Source organism: Staphylococcus argenteus (assembly GCF_000236925.1).
In the GTDB taxonomy this organism is placed as follows: domain Bacteria; phylum Bacillota; class Bacilli; order Staphylococcales; family Staphylococcaceae; genus Staphylococcus; species Staphylococcus argenteus.
In genome coordinates this window covers 691,022-715,217 of the sequence record NC_016941.1, presented here as the reverse complement: position 1 = coordinate 715,217, position 24,196 = coordinate 691,022, and the positions used below count along the sequence as shown (strand labels likewise).

The window sequence follows — 24,196 nt, the reverse complement described above, 5'->3', positions numbered from 1 at the left end:
TTCCTTAAAATCAAATTAAATAGCTCATTAAAATTTTGAATTTTTTCATGTAAAAGCAGTTGAATATTTACACCTTTAGTCTCGTATTATAACTAGAACTGGCATGTATTTAAATGAATATGCTATCATAATATGGTAATTTTGATATTTAGACTAATTAAATTGAGTTATGAAAGTGGGTAAATAATGTTTATCATTGAATTAATTAAAGGTATTATCTTAGGAATCGTCGAAGGATTAACAGAATTTGCACCTGTTTCTTCTACTGGACATATGATTCTTGTTGATGATATGTGGTTAAAGTCATCTGAATTTTTAGGTTCTCAATCAGCATTTACGTTCAAAATTGTTATTCAATTAGGTTCTGTTTTTGCAGCAGCGTGGGTGTTCCGCGAACGCTTCTTAGAGATATTACATATTGGTAAACACAAACACGTTGATGTAGACAATAATCAACAACGACGCTCAAAGCCTCGACGATTGAATCTATTACATGTGTTAGTAGGTATGATACCAGCTGGTATTTTGGGATTGTTATTCGATAACTTTATTGAAGAACATCTTTTCAGTGTCCCTACCGTTATGATTGGATTATTCGTTGGTGCAATTTATATGATTATTGCTGATAAATATTCAGCTAAAGTTAAAAATCAACAAACCGTTGATCAAATTAATTATCTCCAAGCATTTGTTATTGGTATCTCTCAAGCAGTAGCAATGTGGCCTGGCTTCAGCCGTTCAGGCTCTACAATCTCTACTGGTGTATTGATGAAACTAAATCATAAAGCAGCATCAGATTTCACATTTATTATGGCCGTACCAATTATGTTAGCTGCTAGTGGCTTGTCACTATTAAAACATTATCAAGACATTCAAATTGCAGACATTCCATTTTATATTTTAGGATTTTTAGCTGCATTTACAGTAGGTTTGATTGCTATTAAAACATTCCTACATCTTATTAATAAAATTAAATTAATCCCATTTGCCATATACAGAATTATCTTAGTTATCTTTATTGCAATTTTGTATTTCGGTTTTGGCATTGGAAAAGGCATTTAATTCATTTTAAATGTGGACTGTCAGTTAAGTTATACTTAATTGGCAGTCTTTATTTTTACTTTTCAAAAACATAAAATACATAGGTGAATTCACTACTCTCATCGTTTATATTGATGTATCATAGGGTATGTAAAAATAATAAAGTAATTATGGAGGCAAGATCTATGGATAAGAAAAAAGTCATCAAATTTATGATTAATGTGTTACCAATAGTATTAGTACCTTTGTTTGTTGAACGCAAACGAATTAAACAACATCCTGATGTACAAAAAGTTACTAATGCAACTAGTAAAGTAGCTTCGAAAACATCTACAGTAATTAGCAATACAGCTAGTGATGTTAAAGAATATGTTGGTGATAAAAAACAAGATTTTGAAAATAAACGTGAACTGAAAAAGTTTGCTAGAGAACACGATCCTGCCTATATTGAGAAAAAAGGCGAGAAATTAGCAAAACAAAATCGCAAAGATGCAGATAAAATGAATAAAATCCTTCAAAAAAATATTGAAAAACGTCATAAAGAAGAACAAAAAGAGCGTGAAAAAAATCAATTACAGCGTATTAAAGATATGAAAAAGTCGCAGAAGTATGAAGAAAAAGTTGGACTGACACCTGCTAAGTTAGACGAAAAGACCGAGAAAAAAGGCGATAAACTTGCAGAAAAAAATCGTAAAGAAATTGACAAGATGAATAAAAAATTACAAAAAAATATAGAAAAACGTCACAAAGAAGAACAAAAACAACAACAAGAAGCTGAAAAAGCACGCATCAAGTCATTTAAAAAATATAAAGATTATGTTGCTAAAAGCCCAAAAACACAAAATAAAAGTAATGATACTGAGGCATAATAGTGACGAATATTATCATTGATGGAGATGCTTGTCCTGTTGTTAATTCAATAATTGACTTAACAACTGAGACAGGCATTTTTGTGACAATCATTCGTAGCTTTAGCCATTACTCAAATCAAGTATATCCTCCACATGTATCAACAGTTTATGTTGATGATGGACCTGATGCAGTTGATTATAAAATTGTTCAACTTTCTAAAGATGAGGACATTGTTATCACTCAAGATTACGGTCTTGCGAGTTTATTAATCGAAAAAGTGGATACTGTAATGCATCATAATGGAAAGATATACACCCCTAAAAATATTCAACAACTTTTAGATAAACGATATCTTAATGCACAAATTAGAAAACAAGGTGGTCGCCACAAAGGCCCACCTCCTTTTACTAAACAAGATAAGAAAACATTTGAAATGTCATTATCAAAAATTATTCATCAAGCAAGGGAGAGAAACTAAATGAAACGAATCGCGGTATATTGTGGCGCAAGTAAAGGCCATAATCCTTCATATGTCAAAAAAGCCTATGAATTAGGAAAATACTTTGCTGAACAAGGCTATGAGTTAGTATTTGGTGCAGGGTCAATTGGAATTATGGGTGCCATTCAAGATGGCGTTTTAGATCATGGTGGTAAAGTTATTGGTGTCATGCCTAAAATGCTAGATGAACGCGAAATTACTAGTCAACGTCTAACAGAATTAATTTTAGTAGATTCTATGCATGAACGTAAAAATAAAATGGCTGAACTTGCCGATGCATTTGTTATGGCTCCTGGTGGTGCCGGGTCTCTCGAAGAATTTTTTGAAATGTATAGTTGGGCTCAAATTGGTATTCACGAAAAACCAATTGCTATATATAATATTAATGGCTTTTTTGATCCACTACAGTCAATGATAGATCATATGATAGAAGAAGGATTTATTGATCCGAAGTATCGTGCTCTTGCGCCATTATGTGACTCAAAAGAATCTTTGGTGGAAGCAATTTTGAATTTCAAACCGTTAGGAACACGTACATATGATTAAGGTGCGTTTCCCAAATTAAATAAATACGTGCGACATAAATCAATGTTATATTCTCAGTAATTGACTGAGTGAAAATGCGCTTGCAACAAACTTTTTCAATTTTTTAAGTACACATTAGTTATAGTTAAAGTATAAGAACCACTATATAATAAACCATTAGTGGTTCTTTATCATTTCTGCCCCACTTCTTTATTTTTCTTTGAAGTATCATTGTCATATACGATATTACTTACTCAAATCTATGTAATAACGTACTTGTCTTTTTAATAAATGATACTTACTCAAATGAGGTAACTCAAATTGATCATAATATGACATTCCTATTTTTTCCATTACACGTTGTGACGCTTTGTTAGCTTCAGCAGTAAAACTATATACGTCTTGTATATTATGTTTTTTTGCTAGTTTTAATACAGCTTTTGCACCTTCAGTAGCCATACCTTGTCCCCAATATTGTGGTAACAACCGCCACCCTATTTCATATATTGGCAATTCCTTGAAAGGATATTCACTAGTTTCAGGAATGTAATTTAACCCTATAAAACCAATCCATTGACGAGACGCTTTTTCTTCAACAGCAAATAAACCTATACCATAATCTTTAATAATAGTATCCATTTTCCTCATATCCAATTCTGAACGTCGATAACTTAATAAACTTGGAAAGTATTTTCGTACGTCATGATTTGCATTCATTTTTTGAAAATGTAATAAATCGTCTTCATGCCAATCTCGTAAAATCAGACGATCAGTTTCACAATAAATCATGTTATTACAACTCCTATAAAACAATTTCAATAAAAAACACAAAATCGACATGATAATCAACTCTGTGTTTCGGATAATAAATTATTCAGATTTTGAAATATAACTAATTAGTTCAACATGTACTGGTACTTCTTTTAATCTTGATCGGTCCGACTTTAACGCAGTAAATGTTGCATCTATAAAATCTTGTTGATGATTTAGTCGATATGTAGCTACAAATGTATCTGTCTCAGACTCAAAATTGGGTAATTGTGCAATCACACGCTTAATTTCTCCAGTAGAATCTACAATTGTTCGTCCGGTAATATTTTCTAATTCTCTACCTAACTCTGGTAAAGTAATATTTTGACCTTCTAAAATTTTAAAATCTTGTTCATGCATGCCATATCTCTCCTTTAATCATTACGAAGTTGAATAGTGAGTATTGTTTTTAATCGTCGTCATAATTTTAATTAATACATACCCTTAAAATAAGGCTTGAAACGTTATGTATCATGTTAAGCCCTTTTCATCTCTCGTATCATGATTGATTTTTATCATTAGACTTTTGTTCTTTATCTTTAGTAGTAGTTTTTTTATTGTCATCTGCTTTAGATTTATCTTTTGTATCTTTATTTTGTGAAGTTGATTTGTCTTTTTTGTCGTCCTTCTTATCATCTTTATTATTTTCTTTAGTATCCTCTTTAGATGGTTTTAAATCTTTCACTTCTTTTTCAAGGTCTTTTTGCTTGTCTTCTAGTTTATCTTTTTCTTGTTTTAACTTTTCTTTTTTATCTTTTAAATTTTTATTTTCTTTTTGTAATTTGTCGATATCTTTTTCCAGAGATGCCTTCTCTTGGCTTTTACCACAACCAGCTAGTAATATCATCATTGCCATGATACTGATAATAAATTTCTTCATATTGAACTCCTTAACGTCTTTTAAATCCTTTTTATTTTAACATGAATTGACTACTTAATCCTAATCCTATTCTATATCTTTATACATTTTCACGTGACTTAATTGATACCCTAACCGCTTGTTCAATGATATCATTGTCACGTTGTCTTTATGTACTGTACTAATGATTTGTTTCGCTTTTATACTTTTTGCCCAAGTCTCAATACCACACTTCAGTATAGTAGCTAAACCCCTGTTTCTAAATTGTGGCTCTACATAAAGTAATTCAATACTGACTATCTGTTTCTCCGAATTAAAATGTCCCCAAATAAATGCACAAAGTTGTGTTTCGTTTTCAACAATATAAATCTTATCATTAGAATACTCCAACCTTGAACATATCATCTCAAATCTAAGTGCAACACTAAGCGATGTATGTTGATAACCTGATTCAGTTTCAGTCAATAATGTTTCATGGATATTAGCTATTTGATGAATGTAATCTCGCTCATTTTTATTTAAAGCTCTCATTTTCTCTCTCCAATATTAATCATTATCATTATGTGTGTAATATGATATGATTGGTTTTACTGATACTATAAAATCATTTCCGTTTTAAATTGGAATTAAACATTATTAAAGGAGCGCTTAAGCAACAATGAAAAGTACTGCGCAATTAACTAAAGAAAACAATGTTAAATCATTAAGGTTAAGCAATACAGATAGAGAAATCTTCGAGAACTATATGACATATATGCGTTCTGATTTTCGTGTAAATCCACATGATACCGAGTTAATTATCAACCGTATACTTAAACAATTATTAAGCGCAGAACAACACGGTCTATTAGCCTTAGATTTTTTTGATCATGATCCAAAAGCACATGCAAAAAAAGAACTAAAAGCAATGCCGAATGAAACATTTAAAAATATATTCAAATATATATTTCAACACATTGTACTATTAATTGGTATTGTAAGTTTTCTTAAAGGCTTTTTAGGTTTTTTTATGGAAAAAAATGGTAGTAATCTGTATTTCTTTTCATTTCCATTTTCTATAATAGTTGGATTCTTTATTGTCTTCTTATTCATTTGGTTCAGTTTTAAAACAATCCAATTGCAATGTTTTAATAATTCAAATTGGATATGGATATTCACATACCTAGCCATAATTTTGCTAATTGTAGGATTTTTCTATGTGTTCTTTATTCCACAATCGGTACTTGCATTTGGTCCATATATTCAAGTAAGTAACTGGGTATTTATTATTCTATCTTTTATTATTATGCCAATCGGTTTTCGTATTGAAAGAAATATTTCAAAGAAACATTCACATACATTTTTATAAACAAAAAGCTTATTGCCTTATATGAATGTCAGACACTGTAAATGATAAAATCATTAATTTCAGTTATCTACAACCATATTTTGCAATAAGCTTTTTATTAATTAACCCATAATGCATCTACAAAGAACCAAACTATCATAATAAACATAATAATAGCTTGTGCAACACTACTCGTTAAAAAAGCTACAATTGAACCGAAACTTACTTTAATAGCCTTTTCAAATGAATAGCCTTGAAGTAATTCAACTATGAACACTAATACAAATGGAACAATAATAATTCCAAATGGTGGTAATACAAAACAACCAATAATTACTCCTATTAAAGCTGCATATTCTCCAAATTTCGATCCACCAAAACGACTAACAAAATATTTATTAGCCAAAAAGTCAGCACATAAAATTAGGACTGTCAATAAAGCCATTGACACATAAAATATCCATGATAAATGCTGATTGTGAAATCCAAATTGATAGATTAAAAAACCAATCCATAATACTAGTACCGATGGAATAATAGGCTTAATCAATCCAATAAATGCAAAAATGAATGCTGCGATGATAAGCAACCATAAAACTAATGTCACGACGATATCACATCCTCTTTTGTAATTTTCTGGTCTTTAGTAAAGAATATAAGTATCATACCTACTAAAATTGATGCTGATGATACGAAAAACACATTTTCCAAACCTACCCAGTGACTCATTGCACCACCTAATAAGTTACCACCCAATTGTCCAATCACCATTGCATTAGAAAACAGCGTGGAAGCATAGCCTGGAAAATCTGGTAAGATATCTTGGAAATAACTGATACCAATACCTAAAAGTACTGCTAAAAAGATAGCTAAAAATACTTGTCCAGCAAGCATCATATAAAAGTTTTTAAATACGCCAATACTGAAATAGAATAATCCACCGAAAATAGCACCATATATCAATAACGTGCGGGTTTGTAATTTCGATGATAAAACGCCTAAAATAATCATAAAAGGTACTTCCAAGCCTGCACATAAACTCGCTAAATAACCTACATGTTGTTCATTTTCCTTTAAATAATCTGTAACAAATAATGGCATATTCATCGTATACATCCACTGTCCAATATGTAACAGAATAAATGCGATAAATGGCAATAACAGCGTTTTATCCTTAAACATATTTGGTGCCGCTTTTTCAACATGCTGTTGTGTACTTATTGGCTGTTTTATTTTTAAATCTTTATAGAAAAATATTTGTAAAATGAGTGTGAATAAAATAATACTAATTGTTCCACCAAACAAACCAGCATAACCCTTTAATCCAATTAGCTGTGCACCAATAAATGGTCCAAATAAAAAGCCCAATGAAAACATTGAACGTAATACCGTATTAGCAAATTGAGCCCTATCTTTAGAACTTGAAACATTAATTGATTCTCTAGCAGATGCGTAAAGTTGTGGCATGGCAGGCGCAAATAATCCTTGGAAAATAGCATATAGTAAAATAAATAACCATATTGTATCTACAAAAAAGTAAATCGAAAAGCCTAGCGCTCCCATTAATAATGCGAGAATAATAATAAATTTCCTATTAAAATGATGCGTATCCGAGAACCTTGCTATAATTGAATTTACTGTAAATTGACTGATTGCTGCTGATGCTAGCAATAGGCCATATTGATTTGTCGTCATACCTAAATCTTTAGTCGCAAAAAGTACGAGATAAGGGACAGTCACTGCAATTCCCATACCTAATAAAAACATATTCGCAACAAAGAGTTTATAATTCTTTATTTGTAATAAAGCTGCAAACATATTCATAACCCCGATTCTTAGAGCCCCTTTTAATTTATTAATTAGGGGCTCTTATGCAGTTGCTTTGCCAACTGTATTCCTTTTTCCCCTTGAGCTATAGCGATTAGGGGCTCTTATGCAGTTGTACTTTAGCATCCAACTGTGTTTTTATTAATGAAATTTATCCAACATCAAAATGTTAACTACTTGATTCAAATAAACCTTTAACTATCCTTTAGGCTTTTCCACAAAATTCGACATAAGATTAACAAACGAATCTACTTGTGGCAATTGCAACATACTTGGATCATAACTCATATATGTTGAACGAATTAGCGGTTCATTATCGATTTCAACTTTTTCAAATTCAAATTGTTCTTTACTTATATTTTTCATCATAATTTCAGGTAAAATTGTTACACCAACACCGCTAATCAACATTTGTTTACACGTTGCAACTTGATCTACTGTAATCGTTGCATGATAATCCTGTTCGAGATTATCGTTATACCATTGTTTAATTTGATTAATATAAATAGGATCTGCTTGGAATTCTATAAATGGTAATTTAGTTACATCATCACGTTTATCTTTAGGATAAATAAAGTAATGATCATCATTAAACAAATGAGAATTTGCTAAATTCATGACTTTATTTCCACGCGTTATCATTACATGATAATCTCTATGATTTGCTTTAATTTGCTCTGTTGATCCAACTTGAACTTGTATCTCAACATTAGGAAATTGCGAATTATACAAACTTAGTACTTCCGGCAGTAAAGTTTGACCAATCAATGAAGAACATCCAATTGAAATCGTACCATTTACCTCACCGATATGTGCTTGCATTTTATCAAAAAACAATCGTTCCCTTTTCAACATATCACGCGCATGTTCAATAATCATTGTACCTTCAGTTGTAGTAATCAATTGTTTTTTTGTTCTAATAAAAATATCTACACCAAATGCATTTTCAATCGCTTTTAACCTTTGTGTAACAGCCGGTTGGGATATATACAAAATTTCAGCTGCTTTACGTAAAGTTTTTGTTTCATCTAATGTGATTAACAAACGATAATCTTCAATCTTCATAATTTCCCCCCATAAATTATTCAAATACTACCTTTTATTGGTTTTAACAATCAAAGTGCATAATAAACGAATAATTTCCACCAATTTTGTTGGTATGGCTGCATTTAACTTTACTTAATATTCTTTTGATGTTGGTGCTTGTTGTTATTATGTTTATACTGTTTAGGATTTAGAGCTTTGCTCTTTTCATTATTTGGTTTATTTTGTGGTTTATGATTATTTTTCTGAGCTTTTGCATTTATTTTGTTAAAACAATACATGATTTTCTTTTGAAAACCTTTAAAATCATTTTCTAACTCTGCCATAATTTGATGCGCAATCATATACGCTTCATGAAACTGCTTTTTAGTAATTTGTTCACTTTCAAGTGCATACATCAAATCATCTTCATCAACTAACTCATATTCACCACTTGGTAACGCTAAAACATCTAAACATAAATCAACTGTACGTGCATTACCTTTTTGAGTAATATTTTTAATATTAATATCAAAATAATATTCTAATGGATTACCTTTGTTATCAAACATTACAGTAATGCTATAACGTTTCTTTTCAGGTAGTATTTGCAACCATTTATAATTGTCATCTGCGACAATAATATTTTGTCCAACTACCGTCACCTCTAAAGGATCACGAACCTTCTTCATCGTGACTAAGCCTATAATACCCTTGAATCTATTATTATTAACTTTTACCTCTGTATACTCTCTATCAATTAGGCGACGCCAGTGACGTTTATCTATATACTTTACTTTCACAGTCACCAACTCCTTGTCATAATTATATTAAACTACATGATTGATGTCATGTCATGATGCAGTTTTATATTTATTGTTTATCAAATGAAAATATTTATTATTATTTTACTACAACTCGACTCAATTTACTTAAAATAGACAATATTATTTAGATCGTACACTTATTTCTTCATAATGCAAATTTTGCGATAAATAAAAATAACATAAAATCACCAATATGATGGAGTAGAAAAGAAATAATAAAGAACCACTAATGATTTATTATGTAGTGGTTCTTACACATTAGCCACAGCTCATGTCTACTTAAAAATAGAAATACATGAATGAAACTCATGCATAAGAAATACTAATTTCTAAAGAAAAAGTATTTCTTTATCATTATCCTACCCCAACCTGCACATTATTGTTAGCTGACTTTCCGCCAGCTTCTATGTTGGGGCCCCTGTATAAATTTGAATATAGTTTGTTACTAATGTAAATGTTTTTTTATAATGTGCATTTTTGATTTTTTTAACTTGTACATTTTTTTAAACCTGGAACATTGATTTCTGTCTCAAACTTATCAAAATTACATTTCCACAATTTCTTATTCAAATCAATTCAAAAAAATAAAGTGATTTAAAGATTACAGAATCAACTTTAAATCACTTTATTATTTATATTTGCTTCAATGCATATTTTTCGATAACCGAATTAAGATGAGGAAATTGATTAAGTAGTTCACTTTGGGTAAACAATTCAAAGTGTTCAAACTCAAATGCTGGATGACACATACAGCCAACTAAACTATACGTATTTTCACTTTCAATTGACGAAGCAAAAATAGTCCCTTTGGGAACTACATATTGTAGCACATCACCATTTTCAATATCTGACCCTAAAGTTACTGCTTTGTATTGCCCTTCCTTATCAATCATATGGATTGTGAGTGAACTACCCGCATGGTAATACCAAACTTCTTCAGCATCAATTCGATGAAAATGTGAAATATTATCATCCGTAAGTAAGAAATAAATACTACTGAATGGTGCTCTTTGATCATTCGTCGTAACTTCTCTAATTGTTTCTTTATAGAAACCACCTTCTGGATGCGATATTAAATCCAACTCGTCAATCCATTGTTGTGCTGCTTTCATTATTTGATATCCACATTATGGAATACGTTTTGAACGTCTTCCAAATCTTCTAATGCATCTATTAATTTCTCAAATGTTGCTTGGTCATCTTCTGATAGCTCAATATCTGTTTGTGGAAGCATTTCAAATTCGGCTACTTTAAATTCTTCTACACCCGCTTCACGAAGTGCATCTTGAACAACTGCAAATTGATCTGGCTCCGCATAAACAATTGTCAATCCGTTGTCATCAATAACGTCTTTTACATCGACGTCTTGTTCCATTAAAGTTTCAAGGATATCATCTACAGATTTTCCTTCAATACCAAATGTAGCAACATGATCAAACATATATGCTACTGAGCCAGATACACCCATGTTCCCACCATTTTTACCGAAAGCAGCACGAACATCTGAAGCAGTACGATTCACATTATTTGTCAGTGCATCTACAATTAACATTGAACCACTTCGTCCAAAACCTTCATATCTTAAATGGTCAAAGTTTTCATCTCCAGCACCTTTTGCTTTATCAATTGCCTTTTCAATAATATGATTTGGCACTGAATAAGTTTTAGCGCGTTCAAGAACTAATCTTAAAGCTTGGTTTGATTCTGGATTAGGTTCTCCCGATTTTGCAGCTACATATATTTCTTTACCAAATTTAGCATAAATTCTACTTGTATTTTTATCTTTTTGGGCCTTTTTCTCTTTAATGTTATTCCATTTACGTCCCATAATGTCATCTCGCTTTCGAACTGTTTAATTAACATTATTTATTATACATGATTTTTTACCGATTATATACATTTTCCCCATTAACGTTACTATTCAGTTTTTCTCTTATTTTCAATTAATTCTTTAAAAATTGAATTTATAAAAAATGTGCCGATAAGCAATTTAACATGCTTTCGACACTCAGTTTCAATTAAATATTTAAAAATTGTTCTACATCTTCAAATAAAGCATTAAATTTAGAAATATCTTCTTCATCTAAATAAATATAAATTTTACGCTCATCTTTAGACGATCTAACTTTACTTAATCTTTCTTTTTCAATCAATCTTCTAATAGAAACTAATAATTTTGTTCTACTTAATTCCAACTCATCCATTGCAGTTTTTAAAAACGATTGCATGAGTACTTTTTCTTCTTTGCAAAACTTCATCGTTAAGTCTAATACTGCTAAATCATTCAGCGACAACTTATATTTCTTATCAATATATTCAGATAATGCTTTATATTGTTTATAGAAGCCAAGCAATGTTTCTAATTTCTCTGTATTCAAAATGTTGCACCCCCAAATATATAAAGACAATGCTTCTGTCATTATTATCTTAAATTTTTTTATCATTGTCTTTCTCATTTGTTTTTAATACATTGTCAAAATTACCAACAAATGCAAATTAAATTTTGCAATACATATCAGAGTGCTATTTTTTACCGATTTTAATTATGTATAATGCATTGAAAGTAACGTTAATATTTAATGAATCATTACTAAAATTATGCTCTTTTATCTCAATCGCTGGTTTAAGATAGTTGTCAATTTTAGATAGCAAACTCGGATTCCACTCATATTTATCCCTTAAATCCTTAGATATCAAATGGTTAATATTGCCACTAATTTCATCCAATGTTTCAATTATTATTAGATACTTATCGTTTAAAACATTATTTTTAAAATTTATATAAACTTGACTATCCTCAAAGTCACTTATTACTGTCTCACTCTCAATAACTCTCCAATCATATACCACAAGACAATAATAATTTTCTATATCAATAATAGAATAATAGCTGTTCTCATATTTTGGCTTTGAGACAAATTCAATAAACTTTTCCAAAATAAGACCAAGTGTTGTTTTAAATCCATTTTTATCAAATAGGTGCATGGCATTAAATGACTGATGATTATCAAAAATATTTAATCCAAATCCATCAAAATTATGATACAGCGCACTTAAAGTCTTATATATTAATGGTGCACTATTACTTAAATCACGTTCTTTATTATTAAGTAGCTTATGATTTTCGACGTTTAAAAAAATCAATTTTTCATGTTCGAGATCGAGTTCATTGATAACTTGTTTTAAATTTTTAAAATGTAAAATGTTTTTCAATAGTAACTCATCACTTTCACCCATTAAATAGGGACTACTTAAACTAGCATTATCAATAATTAATGAATCAAATTTCAACCTTTTAATTTGTGATACTAACGATTTATACTCTGAAGGTTTCTCCAATAAACAAGTAATATTTAATCCTAGCTTCACATTTAACATAATGTTATGTAGCTTTAAGATCATGCGATAAATTGTTCTAATTTCCATTACTGATAAATCAAAAATAAAATGCACTTCATACTTATTTGAATGTTCTAATTCACTAGATGATAATTGCCTACATACTTTCATAAATGCTTCTTCAACATAATAGATTGTCTCAATTTCATTAACGTTAAATGCAACCTTTAAATTACCTTCAATTATAGTTTTAATGATTTCAACCTTTTCTACTTCAGAAATAGTATTTTGACTATTTAAAATGGAAGGCATGATAAAAAAAACAACCTGACTATCTGTTTTTAATAACGTTTTAAAAATACCTTCTAAGAAAACAAGTTTCATTTCAGTATACGTATTAATTTGAATAATCGTTTGGAATGATTTTGGGGTTTGAAATTTATCTTCATCAATATGTATAACATCAGTTAAATGATTTTTATAATGATCAATATAATCAATCACTACTTCCTTTATCTCATTAACTTTCTCCTCTTTTAGTACTTCAGGTTTCAGCATTATACATTTATCAAATTTAGATAAATTACGATACTCATTTGGCGTTATATCCATATAGCTTTTGAACATTTTAGAATAAGTAGAACTACTACTAAATCCAAGATGCTCACTAATATTGCTAACCGTACTATCAGTTGTTAGTAAAATCTCTATCGACTTACCAATTTTTAAAGTATCAATATATTTTTTGAAACCCATGCCCATTTGCAAATGAAATTGTGAAGATAAATTTGACTTAGAAAGAAATAATTTATCAGCTACACTTTTTAAAGTTAAACGCTGATTAACATTTTGGTAAATATATTCTAACTCATCTCGTAAGTCACCATAATAGGCATAACGATATTGGTTTTGGGCAATTTTTTTATCCATACTTGCTTCTTTTGCAATAATTGTAATAATTTCTTGTATTTTTCTTATATCCGCATCATTTAGGGGTTGTTTTTCAAGATATCGATACGTCAGTTTTAATAATAAGCATTTTAAATTATAGGATGATTTAATCAACTTTGCTGTATAGTGATAATTAAAAAAAGTAAAGCCTAATTCTGCAAACCAATCGCTACTTAAATACAACATAATCGTTTTCTTATTATTTTTCACACTAAAAACATCCAGATGATTAATAATATAAATATCATCTTCAATTATTTTACTTTTACGAAATTTTTGTAGTTCAATTTCCCCTTCAATCGGCCAAAATAAGACAATGCCATCTTGGCAACGTGTCGTCGCATACTCACTGTTAGTAAGTATATGCAAGCATGAATTTGCCATAACTTTACCTCTTTCTTTATTTAAGTAGCAATTTTATCATTCCCTATAATATTTAACTTATTTAATTAAATGTAAATTTAACACAATACGAATACTAAATCAAAAATAAACAATTCTATATAATGGGTATTTTTTAAACTTTTATGACAATCATTTAAATATTACAAAAATAGATGCAGTCATTTTAATTAAACTATCTAATTGAAAACACACCATTTTTTAGTATTTTCAAAATAATTTTAAATGACCACATCTACAATTTATTACTATTATCTATTTACAGCATAACGATTACTTCGATTTACAGTAACTTTTTTCTAATTAAAACTGAAATATTTATGATTTAATATAGTGCCATCTTAAAGAAATTAACTAAAATGAACTATCATTATCACTTGTGCCTTCATCAAAAAATAAACTCATTTCTTATTCAAACGACTTATTGAATAATGTAGATTTTAGATGAATGTAAAGCTATGATTATTGATTACTTTATATTATTAACACTTTCTTGACTAAATAATAATTAGAAAATACATCGTTATTTCACTAAAAAGTTAAATCGACTTAATAAAAATGAGAATATTAATTAGAAAATCACAGTCAAAAAAGATATTATTTCTTTAAAATTTATAATATAGCTTTAACGTAATAACAAATTACAATGAAGTACTTTTAACGTTTACAATATGATTGATCGATTATCTACGAAATGTATTTGCTAAATAAAGAATATCTTTAATAATATTTAGCAAATTAATAAATAGGTTGAAGCCCATTTCTTGCGGAGAATATTCCCCTCGTTTCAAACGATTAAAATCATATAATGTATATAGTAAAAATAGTAATAGACTTACGACCGTAATCACTGTATAAAAAATAGGATTGCGAAGAAATATACCAATAATACTTGCAATAATTAATGCGATTAAAGTAACAAACAAATATTTACCAATACTCGAAGCGTCTCCTACAACAAAATAGCCAATGATACCAAAGGCAATAAATGCAAAAACTGCTAATGCTATATTTTTATAGAAAATATCTGGTCCTAAATTCTGTAAATATGTGGCAAAGGTAGCATATGATAGTAGTCCTATACCTACAGCATATAGATTCGAAATGATTAAACCGAATCGTCTTGCTCGATTAAATATAAGTGTAGCTAAAATTATAATGAGTAAACCAAATGATAAAGGCTGTCGCCAACTTAATGGTAAAAATTGTCCTAAATAACAACCCACACCAAATATAATCCAGTAATACATAAAATAGAGCCAAACCTTACTTATGGAATGATCTTGTTGCTTTGATTGATTTTGCTGATAATACGAATGATTAGTATTATGTGCCAATGTAATGCCTCCTTTGTCATTTTATGCGTCAAATTTTACAGTAAATTTTGTTTCTTCAAAAGAAATAACCTTTGATACGGAATGTTATTTTACACTTTTAAATGTTACAAAATATATTTTTTGCTAAATGAAAAAACGAATTGAATTGCTCTTATTCTCCATCAAATCAGCTTTTTCCAACTTTTGCTTTAAAATCCTAAAATGTTAATAATATTACAAGATAATAACAAACCACACAAAGCAACTAATTTTTGATAATATGGAAAGCGTAATAAAAAACGAAAACTTAATTTACTATATAAATTGTTTTACAAATTTTAAAAAGTAGTAAATCTTAATTTTAAGGAGGAGTCCCTTTGAAAAAATTAGCATTTGCAGTAACCGCAACATCTGGTGCAGCAGCATTTTTAACGCATCATGATGCACAAGCATCTACACAACATACAGTACAATCTGGTGAATCATTATGGAGTATTGCACAACAATACAACACTTCAGTAGAGAGTATTAAACAAAGCAACCATTTAGATAACAACTTAGTATTTCCTGGTCAAGTTATCTCTGTAGGTGGAAGTGGTGCACAAAGTACATCAAACACTTCTTCACAATATGGTTCAGCATCATCTCATACTGTACAAGCTGGTGAATCATTAAACATTATCGCTAGCAGATATGGTGTATCTGTTGATCAATTAATGGCAGCTAATAACCTAAGTGGTTATTTAATCATGCCTAACCAAACTTTACAAATTCCTAATGGTGGATCTGGTGGTACTACACCAACAGTTGCAACTAGCACTAATGGCAATACATCATCATTTAACCATCAAAACCTATATACTGAAGGCCAATGTACTTGGTACGTATTTGACCGTCGCGCTCAAGCAGGTAAACCAATTAGCACATATTGGTCAGATGCAAAATATTGGGCTGGTAACGCAGCTAACGATGGCTACCAAGTTAACAACACACCATCAGTTGGTTCAATCATGCAAAGTACACCAGGCCCATATGGACACGTTGCTTATGTTGAACGTATCAATGGCGATGGTAGTATCCTTATTTCTGAAATGAATTATACTTATGGTCCATATAACATGAACTATCGTACTATTCCAGCTTCAGAAGTTTCTAGCTATGCATTCATCCACTAATTAAATAAATTGCACTGATATATACTAGCAATTCACAACAAGTGATATTGCTAGTTTTTTAATTTGAAAAAAATTTTCATTTTAGTACAAAAAAATTTACTCGTTCCAATTTCGCTATTATTATCGTTTTTGTATGAATGGTAGTTAGGTAAAAGATAGTGAAATATACTTTCGATTAAATTAAATGAATAATATATTAAAAATCAAAATAATGCAACAAAGTTGACTTTATATAGACTATATAATGATTTCATTTGTTATACCAGTATTTTACGCTTTTTTATCTACATACACAAATTTATATTAAATGAAGTTCAATACAATTTAGATTAATCATATAAATTGCTAACTATTCAAACAATTTTGCATTATAAAAAGGATGGTTCTTTTATTATGGATACCACCCTTTTTACAATGCTTTATTCAATAATAATGTAACTTAGACTCCAATATATCTATTTAGCTAACAAATAATTGTATCGTATAAATCCAACTTGTGTTTGAGCCATAAATCCCTAAAATAAGCAGTAAGATAATTTATATTTTCTTTTAAAAAACTACTTTATAAATGACAAAACTTCAGTACCACATATTATACGTGATACTGAAGCTTTATTTGTAATTTAATTAGAAAAATAAGTTAAGTATATAGAATAATAATGCTGCTAATATTGCGGAAATTGGCAACGTAATTACCCATGTAATAATCATTCTCTGTGCAGTACTCCATTTAACACCTTTTGCTCTGTTAGAAGCACCAACACCTAAAATTGATGATGAAACAACGTGTGTTGTTGATAATGGGAAATGTAATGATGATGCAACGAAAATTGTTAATGCAGATGATAAATCAGCCGCTGCACCATTAGCAGGACGAATTTTCATAATATTACCACCTACAGTTTTGATAATTTTCCAACCACCAATAGCAGTACCAAGACCCATAGCTGTTGCACAGGCAACCTTAACCCATAATTGAGGTTCTACACTACCATCCGTTTGAACATTTGCAACAATCAAAGCCAATGTAATAATCCCCATCGATTTTTGAGCATCGTTTGTACCATGTGAAAATGATTGTAATGCTGCTGTGAAGATTTGGAAAAATCTAAAGTTACGGTTCGCTCTTGTTAAGTTTGCATTTTTAAATATCACTTTAAAAATAGAATACATTAAAAAACCAACACAAAATGCAATAATCGGTGAAACGATTAATACAATAATAATTTTTGTGAATCCTTGATAATGTAAAACTGAAAATGAACCTTCAGAAGCAATCGCAGCGCCTGCAATTGACCCTATCAAAGCATGAGATGACGAACTCGGTATACCATAAAACCATGTAGCTAAATTCCAAACGATAGCTGCTAATATTGCTGCTAATACAACAACTAATCCATTTTCTAATTTAAATGGATCGACAATGTCTTTAGTAATAGTGCCTGCAACGCCCGTAAATGTTAAAGCACCTATAAAGTTCATCACTGCTGCCATTAAAATTGCCGTTTTTGGCGTTAACGCTCTAGTCGATACTGCAGTAGCTACTGCATTGGCTGTATCATGGAAACCATTGATAAAGTCAAATACCAGCGAGAAAATAACTACAGCTATAGTGACGATGATTATATATGACATAAATATATACTCCCCTTAGCTATTTTTCATAATAATAGTTTCAAAATTATTTGCTACGATTTGACATTTATCAGCGATTTCTTCCATGCTTTCATAAATATCTTTTATTTTAATTAATGTGATTGGATCTGTTTCGCTATTGAAAATATGTTTAATTGACTGTCTTAAAATACCGTCACAGTTTGTTTCAAATTCTTTAATATTAATTGAATGGATACGCATATGTGATAACTTTTTATCTACTAATAAACCAACTGCAAGTTTCATCTCTGCTACAGCTTTTTGAATGTTATCAACAAATTCAGCCATATATTCATCTGTGTATTCAATCGAATACATTTCAAACATAGCAGCCGTCTCTTCAATTGCATCTAAAACATCATCAATTGCATCACATAATGATAAAATATCTTCACGTTCAATTGGTGTGATAAATGTTTGATTTAAATCAGTAATAACTTGATGTACTAATTCGTCACCATGTGACTCATAAGTTTTAATGTTGTCTGAGTATGCTTTTAAATCTAAATGAGTATTGAAGTCCATTTTACCGAATTCAATAGCTGCACGGTCTAGATTGAAAACCATCTCTTCTAATTGAACCATAAACTTATCTTTTTTCTTACTAAACATTTAAAATCCTCCATTTAAGCGATTGTCACCAATCACATTCAGTTATAATTTGTTTCAAATTAAGACAAGTGAATTTACAAACTAATGATACAAATTTGTTATTATCAATCGTCAGTATAATTTTAGTGTACTGATATTAATTTCAAATATACCTCACAGTAAATATTTACTGTATTTGCCCTTATATGAAAATAGCACAAAATTTACAATCCCACAATTCAATTTACAAATTTTTAACAAAGACGAAACTTAATATTTACACAAAATTTAAATAGTCGCGTGCGTTTGTTTAAAAACCCTTATTTAATAAGCGTTCTTTTATCTTTGTATAGCTAAAAAATGTAAATTAAAATCATTGCAAATTTTACAGTGATACAATATGTATTACATAACATTTACATATTAATAAATATCGTATACCTTTTCGAACTATTTGTGTTATTTATAGCTTTCAATGCTTACTACTCTATTTTCTCATATTTATCATTTTTTACAAAGTTTGAGTTCACGTTTTCAATTTCAAAATCCCTAAAAATAAAACAGATAAAAAGTAAAAAGCTTTTCAATCATTTCAATTTATTCATAGAATCTAATAAAGCTTCCAGCGAAGTAACCTAGATTTCTAAGCGTTACTTCCCTGAAAGCCGTGAAATATAATTATATTGAATGTCTAATTGTACGTTTCGAATGATTATAAGCAGTTATAGCAAATATAGCATACATACAAACATATAAACCCATCACTATAAAAATAGGTATTTGATTCGTAGTACCCATTAACTTCATATAGGCTAATGAAGTAAAATACGCATGTGAGAGCGCGATAACTAAAGGCAATCCGAAATTAAAAAGAATCTTAAATTTAAGACCTCTCGCCATATCTTTTTGCGTAAATCCAAGTTTTCTTAAAATACTATAATTTTCCAATTCATCTTCTGTCTCATCAATTTGTTTAATATAAATGATGCAACAAACAGCAATTAAGAATGTAATACCTAAAAATGATGTTACAAATAATAGAATCCCTGTCAAACTAGATATAGAACTTGCTGCTTCACTTCTCGTTTCTATTGATTTATCTACTTTATTTTTGGCTTTTTCTAAAGCCAGTGCATCTTTTTTATGTTTCAAATCGAATCCAAATTGTGAAACGATATGTTTAGGCTTAGTATATTTTCTTATTTCTTGATAGTCTTGATCATTTAAAACAAACGTCGGACCACCCAAATCAACATCCGTCATAAAATATATTTTGTTAATATCTTTGCGCAACTTGATATCAACATGATGCTTTTTAGTTCCAATGATGGCTTTACCATGTTTCTTATGTTTTACTAAATCTTTAATGGCTCCTTCTGCTACGAACAAATCAGCTTGACCACGTTTTAAATTCGTATTGGGTATATATTTATCACTAGTAATCGTTACATTATATGGTTCTTTCATTTTCACTTCAAACAAGTCATCTTTATATAACTTGGTGTGTATAACTTCTTTGTAATTATAATAATGAGGTATCTTTTGATTATTCAATTCACTAGCTAACTCATTAGCTTTTTGTTGATCTCTAATTGTAACGTCATGTGGTGAACTATATTTAATTTCACTATCTAAAGATGCTCTACTGATTGCAGCAAAACATAAGACAGACACAGTGATTGCAGAAATGATTGCCATAACAGTCAACGAGAATGCATTTTTCTTGATTCGATACATAATCGATGACGAAAACATTACATCATTTACACTGATAACACCTTTTCTAAATTTTTTTACCATTTTAAAAACAAGCGAAACTGAGCTTTTGAAGAAGAAATAAGCACCTATTACTGTTGAAAATAAAATGAACAACAATATGCCAATAGAATTATAATATTGGACTATATTGAGAGAAAGATAATATCCAGTGATAATTAATATAATACCTAAAATACCTAAAATAACTTCTTCAAATGTAATTTTATTATGGTTACTTTCTTTTACTTGGTTATTCTTTGAAAGTTGTGAAATAGATTGTTTAAATACTAAAACAAAATTTTGAATTGCGGTAAATAAATAAGCAACACCAATTAATAATAATGTTTCGATCACTGCTCTTAAACTAAAAATAATCGGCACCTTTTCTTTAATGCCTAACAATGTAAATACAATCATCAATAAAATTTTCGAACCGAAAAGTCCTATAATGATACCAAGCGTCGCCGTAATTATAAATAATAATAATTGTTCAAGCATCAAAATATATAAAATATTGAATTTAGATAACCCTAATGTTTGATATAACGCTAGTTCATAACTTCTACGCTTTATAAATAAGACATTAGCATATAATAAAAATGCGATTATAATAAAGAATAAAAAGTAACTACCTACTTGTGATCCCTCTTTAATGATGGGATATGATTCAGTCATATTAATTTTATGTGCATATTTTAACGCTACAAAGCTAAAGTATAATACTACACTCGTTATTAAAGAAAACAGATAAATGGCATAATGTGAAAAGTTTTGGCGAAAATTTTTAAATATAATCTGATTAAAGCTCATAATTAACGCCACCTAGAACACTTTGAACTCGCATTATTTCTTTGAAAAATGTTTGTTTATCATCATCACCTTGATATAATTCAGTAAAAATCTGACCATCTTTAAGCATTATCACTCTATTGGCATAGCTAGCTGCAACAGGATCATGTGTAACCATAATGATTGTAGATTTAAATGCTTCATTCATTTTCGTTAATCGTTTCAATAAATCTTGTGTACTTTTTGAATCAAGCGCACCTGTTGGCTCATCTGCAAAAATAATTGATGGAAGCGTAATAAACGCCCTTGCAGCAGAAGTTCTTTGTCGTTGTCCACCAGATAGTTCAGATGGGTATTTTTCACTAATATCAAAAATATTTAATGCTTCAGCTACTCTTTGATAGCGATTTAACATTGTCTCTTTATCTAATTTTTGAACTGTTAAAGGCAACATAATATTTTCTTTAACAGTCAAAGTATGTAGCAAATTATATTCCTGAAAAATAAAACCAATGTCATGCTTTCGAATATGAGACAAAGCTTTATTAGAGAGTTTTTCTAATTTTTGTCCTTTTAAAGTAATAGAGCCTTGAGAAATATAATCGATTGAACTCAAAACATTTAATAGCGTTGTCTTTCCAGATCCAGAAGGACCCATAATCGCTATAAATTCACCCTCTTCTACTGACATATTAATATCTCGTAGAACTTCTTGTGCCATTTTTTTATTTCCATATATTTTTGTTAATTGTTTTACTTCTAAAATTGCCACTTTAACACTCCTATAATTTAGCTTAACTTCATTTCCATTAAGTTTTGGCACTAGTATCTTCAATTTAACATATGACTAACATCTATTTTATTATATCGTTGAAGTTGATTAGATGTATCAATTCAAAGTAACAAAACGCATGTTTAAAATGACAAATTTGTCACTTCTGACATGCGTTCAACAATTTCATTTTGTAATGGGAAAACTAAGCTGACTGTTGTCCCTTTACCGACAGCAGATGTAACATCGACTTGAATTCCTAATTGATCTTTCACATTATTTACTAAATATAATCCCATACCTGAAGATGTTGTTTCATTTCGATTTGCAGTTGACGTGAAGCCACGTTCAAATATTCGAGGCATATCTTTCTTACTAATACCTCTTCCATGGTCTTTAATAATCAAAGATACATGTTTGTCGATTAGTTCTGTTCTAATTTCAATATTATAATTCTCACTATATTTCAATGCATTAGATAAAATTTGTCTAATAATCATGCGACACCATTTAATATCAGTATATACATGATCATCAACTTTAAAGTCAACATCAAAACCAATTCCTTTAACTTGACTAATGTGTCTTGTTAATTGAATTTCATCAATAACCATACGTTTAAGAGGTACATAATCAAAATACATATCTTTTCGTTGTGACTCTAACCTTGTAATATACAGTTGAGTATCTAACATTGAATTAATACGAGACCATTCATATAATAGTGCTTGTTTTCTTTCATGACTTTCTTCCTGATCAATTAGTAATTTCATGGCTGTCACTGGCGTTTTTATATCATGCACAAATTCAGTGATGGTTTGTTCATGCATATTCAATTGTAACTGTTGATCAACAACTTTATCTTTATGCGCTAAAATTTGACGATATAAATAATCCACAGTATGACGTTGAAATGGTGTCTCTGCTAAATCTTTATGTTTAATCTCCTCAATTTCTTTATCTTTATCAAAATGCTTATATAATTTTACTTCTTTAAAATACGTTATGATTAAAAAAATCAATGTCAAACTTAAATTAAGCGAAACAATATAAAACACACTATCAATTGGAAAATCATAATCAATTAGACTAATACCTAACATTATAAAATTCAAAAATAATATCCAAAATATCCAATTCATACGTGATTTAAGGAAATATCCTACCCATTTCAAATTATTCATGTGCCATATACCCTTTTCCTACTTTTGTTTCAATCGCACTATCCATTCCTATTTCAGACAATTTCTTTCGTAAACGATTCACATTAACCGTTAAAGTATTATCACTGACAAACGCTTCATCATCCCATAATGCAGTAATAATTGTATCTCTAGAAACAATTTGATTCTTTTTAGTAATCAATATTTCTAATATAATCATTTCCGTTTTTGATAAAAATATAGTTTCATCACCTTTTTGAATACTATCTTTTGATAAGTCTACTACTGCATCTTGCCATGTAAGTGTACGTTTTTCTTCTGCAGTAAATTCGTAAACGCGACGATAAATCGCTTGTAATTTAGCGATTAAGACATTGGTATAAAAAGGCTTTTGCATGTAATCATCTGCACCTAATTCCATGCTCATCACTTGATCCATTGGATTATCACGAGATGATAGGAATAATATTGGCACATTGGATACCTCTCTCATTTTTCGGCACCAATAAAATCCATCATATTTAGGCAATTGAACGTCTAATATCACAATTTCAGGATTGAAGCTTTCAAATGTATCCATCACTTTACCGAAATCTTCTATACCTGCAACGTTAAAATCCCATTGTTCTAATTCTTTTTTCAATTCTTGAAATAAAGTATTGTCATCTTCAACTAATAATATTTGCATTCATAC

The 24,196-nt window shown here is 29.6% G+C and carries 25 protein-coding genes; 6 read left to right on the top strand and 19 right to left on the bottom strand.

Features of this window, described 5'->3' with window-relative positions; genetic code table 11:
- Positions 1-186 precede the first annotated feature (186 nt).
- From SAMSHR1132_RS03315 to SAMSHR1132_RS03300, 4 genes are all read left to right on the top strand, one after another.
- Complete coding sequence (locus tag SAMSHR1132_RS03315; RefSeq protein ID WP_000469881.1) at positions 187-1,062, top strand: undecaprenyl-diphosphate phosphatase; 876 nt, start codon at positions 187-189, stop codon at positions 1,060-1,062.
- A 164-nt stretch (positions 1,063-1,226) separates the two neighbouring features.
- Positions 1,227-1,910, top strand: coding sequence for a hypothetical protein (locus tag SAMSHR1132_RS03310; protein ID WP_000358492.1), 684 nt, complete (start codon positions 1,227-1,229; stop codon positions 1,908-1,910).
- Positions 1,911-1,912: 2 nt separating this feature from the next.
- A complete protein-coding gene (locus tag SAMSHR1132_RS03305) occupies positions 1,913-2,371 on the top strand; it encodes a YaiI/YqxD family protein (protein WP_000181746.1) in 459 nt (152 codons plus the stop codon).
- Positions 2,372-2,938: an LOG family protein gene (locus SAMSHR1132_RS03300; RefSeq protein WP_000820901.1), complete on the top strand. Its 567-nt coding sequence runs from the start codon at positions 2,372-2,374 to the stop codon at positions 2,936-2,938.
- 225 nt (positions 2,939-3,163) lie between these two features.
- On the opposite strand, the gene SAMSHR1132_RS03295 is transcribed toward SAMSHR1132_RS03300, so the two are convergent.
- From SAMSHR1132_RS03295 to SAMSHR1132_RS03280, 4 genes are all read right to left on the bottom strand, one after another.
- Positions 3,164-3,706, bottom strand: a complete 543-nt coding sequence (locus tag SAMSHR1132_RS03295) for a GNAT family N-acetyltransferase (protein ID WP_000638609.1) — start codon at positions 3,704-3,706, stop codon at positions 3,164-3,166.
- An 81-nt stretch (positions 3,707-3,787) separates the two neighbouring features.
- Entirely contained in the window at positions 3,788-4,087 is a 300-nt protein-coding gene (locus SAMSHR1132_RS03290; RefSeq protein WP_000545112.1) for a hypothetical protein, read from the bottom strand.
- Positions 4,088-4,226: 139 nt separating this feature from the next.
- Positions 4,227-4,607, bottom strand: coding sequence for an SA0632 family lipoprotein (locus SAMSHR1132_RS03285; protein ID WP_000713481.1), 381 nt, complete (start codon positions 4,605-4,607; stop codon positions 4,227-4,229).
- A 66-nt stretch (positions 4,608-4,673) separates the two neighbouring features.
- Positions 4,674-5,117: a GNAT family N-acetyltransferase gene (locus SAMSHR1132_RS03280; protein WP_001202307.1), complete on the bottom strand. Its 444-nt coding sequence runs from the start codon at positions 5,115-5,117 to the stop codon at positions 4,674-4,676.
- Positions 5,118-5,244: 127 nt separating this feature from the next.
- Between SAMSHR1132_RS03280 and SAMSHR1132_RS03275 the strand changes: the two genes are divergently transcribed.
- Complete coding sequence (locus SAMSHR1132_RS03275) at positions 5,245-5,934, top strand: DUF1129 domain-containing protein (protein ID WP_000842856.1); 690 nt, start codon at positions 5,245-5,247, stop codon at positions 5,932-5,934.
- 97 nt (positions 5,935-6,031) lie between these two features.
- Here the strand turns inward: SAMSHR1132_RS03275 and SAMSHR1132_RS03270 are convergent, their stop codons facing one another.
- From SAMSHR1132_RS03270 to SAMSHR1132_RS03230, 9 genes are all read right to left on the bottom strand, one after another.
- A complete protein-coding gene (locus SAMSHR1132_RS03270) occupies positions 6,032-6,520 on the bottom strand; it encodes a DUF456 domain-containing protein (protein ID WP_000177053.1) in 489 nt (162 codons plus the stop codon).
- Complete coding sequence (locus tag SAMSHR1132_RS03265) at positions 6,517-7,737, bottom strand: sugar efflux transporter (RefSeq protein ID WP_014373794.1); 1,221 nt, start codon at positions 7,735-7,737, stop codon at positions 6,517-6,519. Before SAMSHR1132_RS03265 ends, SAMSHR1132_RS03270 begins: the two co-directional genes overlap by 4 nt.
- Before the next feature lie 201 nt (positions 7,738-7,938).
- Entirely contained in the window at positions 7,939-8,805 is an 867-nt protein-coding gene (locus SAMSHR1132_RS03260) for a LysR family transcriptional regulator (RefSeq protein WP_000687417.1), read from the bottom strand.
- Positions 8,806-8,915: 110 nt separating this feature from the next.
- Entirely contained in the window at positions 8,916-9,566 is a 651-nt protein-coding gene (locus tag SAMSHR1132_RS03255) for a DUF402 domain-containing protein (protein WP_000865627.1), read from the bottom strand.
- Between the two features lie 656 nt (positions 9,567-10,222).
- On the bottom strand, positions 10,223-10,702 hold the full coding sequence (locus tag SAMSHR1132_RS03250; protein WP_000642300.1) for a cupin domain-containing protein: 480 nt from the start codon (positions 10,700-10,702) through the stop codon (positions 10,223-10,225).
- Complete coding sequence (locus SAMSHR1132_RS03245) at positions 10,702-11,418, bottom strand: YebC/PmpR family DNA-binding transcriptional regulator (protein WP_000532970.1); 717 nt, start codon at positions 11,416-11,418, stop codon at positions 10,702-10,704. Before SAMSHR1132_RS03245 ends, SAMSHR1132_RS03250 begins: the two co-directional genes overlap by 1 nt.
- Positions 11,419-11,608: 190 nt before the next feature.
- Positions 11,609-11,968 carry an HTH-type transcriptional regulator SarX gene (gene sarX / locus SAMSHR1132_RS03240; RefSeq protein WP_001090983.1) on the bottom strand — a complete coding sequence of 120 codons (360 nt, stop codon included), beginning with the start codon at positions 11,966-11,968 and terminating at the stop codon, positions 11,609-11,611.
- A gap of 145 nt (positions 11,969-12,113) precedes the next feature.
- A complete protein-coding gene (locus tag SAMSHR1132_RS03235; protein ID WP_000013659.1) occupies positions 12,114-14,264 on the bottom strand; it encodes a helix-turn-helix transcriptional regulator in 2,151 nt (716 codons plus the stop codon).
- Positions 14,265-14,965: 701 nt separating this feature from the next.
- Positions 14,966-15,619, bottom strand: coding sequence for a Bax inhibitor-1/YccA family protein (locus SAMSHR1132_RS03230; protein ID WP_000940948.1), 654 nt, complete (start codon positions 15,617-15,619; stop codon positions 14,966-14,968).
- Between the two features lie 356 nt (positions 15,620-15,975).
- On the opposite strand from SAMSHR1132_RS03230, the gene SAMSHR1132_RS03225 reads away from it, so the two are divergent.
- Positions 15,976-16,773, top strand: coding sequence for a LysM peptidoglycan-binding domain-containing protein (locus SAMSHR1132_RS03225; protein ID WP_000731649.1), 798 nt, complete (start codon positions 15,976-15,978; stop codon positions 16,771-16,773).
- 627 nt (positions 16,774-17,400) lie between these two features.
- Here SAMSHR1132_RS03225 and SAMSHR1132_RS03220 read toward each other — a convergent pair.
- The 6 genes from SAMSHR1132_RS03220 to graR form a co-directional block, all read right to left on the bottom strand.
- Positions 17,401-18,408: an inorganic phosphate transporter gene (locus SAMSHR1132_RS03220; protein WP_000120372.1), complete on the bottom strand. Its 1,008-nt coding sequence runs from the start codon at positions 18,406-18,408 to the stop codon at positions 17,401-17,403.
- A 15-nt stretch (positions 18,409-18,423) separates the two neighbouring features.
- Positions 18,424-19,041, bottom strand: coding sequence for a DUF47 domain-containing protein (locus SAMSHR1132_RS03215; RefSeq protein ID WP_000491755.1), 618 nt, complete (start codon positions 19,039-19,041; stop codon positions 18,424-18,426).
- A gap of 657 nt (positions 19,042-19,698) precedes the next feature.
- Positions 19,699-21,588, bottom strand: coding sequence for an FtsX-like permease family protein (locus SAMSHR1132_RS03210; protein ID WP_000009555.1), 1,890 nt, complete (start codon positions 21,586-21,588; stop codon positions 19,699-19,701).
- Positions 21,578-22,339 (bottom strand): ABC transporter ATP-binding protein VraF, encoded by a 762-nt coding sequence (gene vraF / locus SAMSHR1132_RS03205; RefSeq protein ID WP_000985995.1) that lies wholly within the window; start codon positions 22,337-22,339, stop codon positions 21,578-21,580. The genes SAMSHR1132_RS03210 and vraF overlap by 11 nt, the downstream gene beginning before the upstream one ends.
- 143 nt (positions 22,340-22,482) lie before the next feature.
- Complete coding sequence (graS, locus tag SAMSHR1132_RS03200; RefSeq protein WP_001061266.1) at positions 22,483-23,523, bottom strand: histidine kinase GraS/ApsS; 1,041 nt, start codon at positions 23,521-23,523, stop codon at positions 22,483-22,485.
- On the bottom strand, positions 23,516-24,190 hold the full coding sequence (gene graR, locus SAMSHR1132_RS03195) for a response regulator transcription factor GraR/ApsR (protein ID WP_001166502.1): 675 nt from the start codon (positions 24,188-24,190) through the stop codon (positions 23,516-23,518). Before graR ends, graS begins: the two co-directional genes overlap by 8 nt.
- Positions 24,191-24,196: the final 6 nt, after the last annotated feature.

Coding starts and splice junctions, on each gene's coding strand:
- SAMSHR1132_RS03315 (WP_000469881.1), top strand. CDS start 187: ATGTTTATCATTGAATTAATTAAAGGTATTATCTTAGGAATCGTCGAA.
- SAMSHR1132_RS03310 (WP_000358492.1), top strand. CDS start 1,227: ATGGATAAGAAAAAAGTCATCAAATTTATGATTAATGTGTTACCAATA.
- SAMSHR1132_RS03300 (WP_000820901.1), top strand. CDS start 2,372: ATGAAACGAATCGCGGTATATTGTGGCGCAAGTAAAGGCCATAATCCT.
- SAMSHR1132_RS03295 (WP_000638609.1), bottom strand. CDS start 3,706: ATGATTTATTGTGAAACTGATCGTCTGATTTTACGAGATTGGCATGAA.
- SAMSHR1132_RS03290 (WP_000545112.1), bottom strand. CDS start 4,087: ATGCATGAACAAGATTTTAAAATTTTAGAAGGTCAAAATATTACTTTA.
- SAMSHR1132_RS03285 (WP_000713481.1), bottom strand. CDS start 4,607: ATGAAGAAATTTATTATCAGTATCATGGCAATGATGATATTACTAGCT.
- SAMSHR1132_RS03280 (WP_001202307.1), bottom strand. CDS start 5,117: ATGAGAGCTTTAAATAAAAATGAGCGAGATTACATTCATCAAATAGCT.
- SAMSHR1132_RS03275 (WP_000842856.1), top strand. CDS start 5,245: ATGAAAAGTACTGCGCAATTAACTAAAGAAAACAATGTTAAATCATTA.
- SAMSHR1132_RS03265 (WP_014373794.1), bottom strand. CDS start 7,737: ATGAATATGTTTGCAGCTTTATTACAAATAAAGAATTATAAACTCTTT.
- SAMSHR1132_RS03260 (WP_000687417.1), bottom strand. CDS start 8,805: ATGAAGATTGAAGATTATCGTTTGTTAATCACATTAGATGAAACAAAA.
- SAMSHR1132_RS03250 (WP_000642300.1), bottom strand. CDS start 10,702: ATGAAAGCAGCACAACAATGGATTGACGAGTTGGATTTAATATCGCAT.
- SAMSHR1132_RS03245 (WP_000532970.1), bottom strand. CDS start 11,418: ATGGGACGTAAATGGAATAACATTAAAGAGAAAAAGGCCCAAAAAGAT.
- SAMSHR1132_RS03235 (WP_000013659.1), bottom strand. CDS start 14,264: ATGGCAAATTCATGCTTGCATATACTTACTAACAGTGAGTATGCGACG.
- SAMSHR1132_RS03220 (WP_000120372.1), bottom strand. CDS start 18,408: ATGTCATATATAATCATCGTCACTATAGCTGTAGTTATTTTCTCGCTG.
- SAMSHR1132_RS03215 (WP_000491755.1), bottom strand. CDS start 19,041: ATGTTTAGTAAGAAAAAAGATAAGTTTATGGTTCAATTAGAAGAGATG.
- SAMSHR1132_RS03210 (WP_000009555.1), bottom strand. CDS start 21,588: ATGAGCTTTAATCAGATTATATTTAAAAATTTTCGCCAAAACTTTTCA.
- graS (WP_001061266.1), bottom strand. CDS start 23,523: ATGAATAATTTGAAATGGGTAGGATATTTCCTTAAATCACGTATGAAT.
- graR (WP_001166502.1), bottom strand. CDS start 24,190: ATGCAAATATTATTAGTTGAAGATGACAATACTTTATTTCAAGAATTG.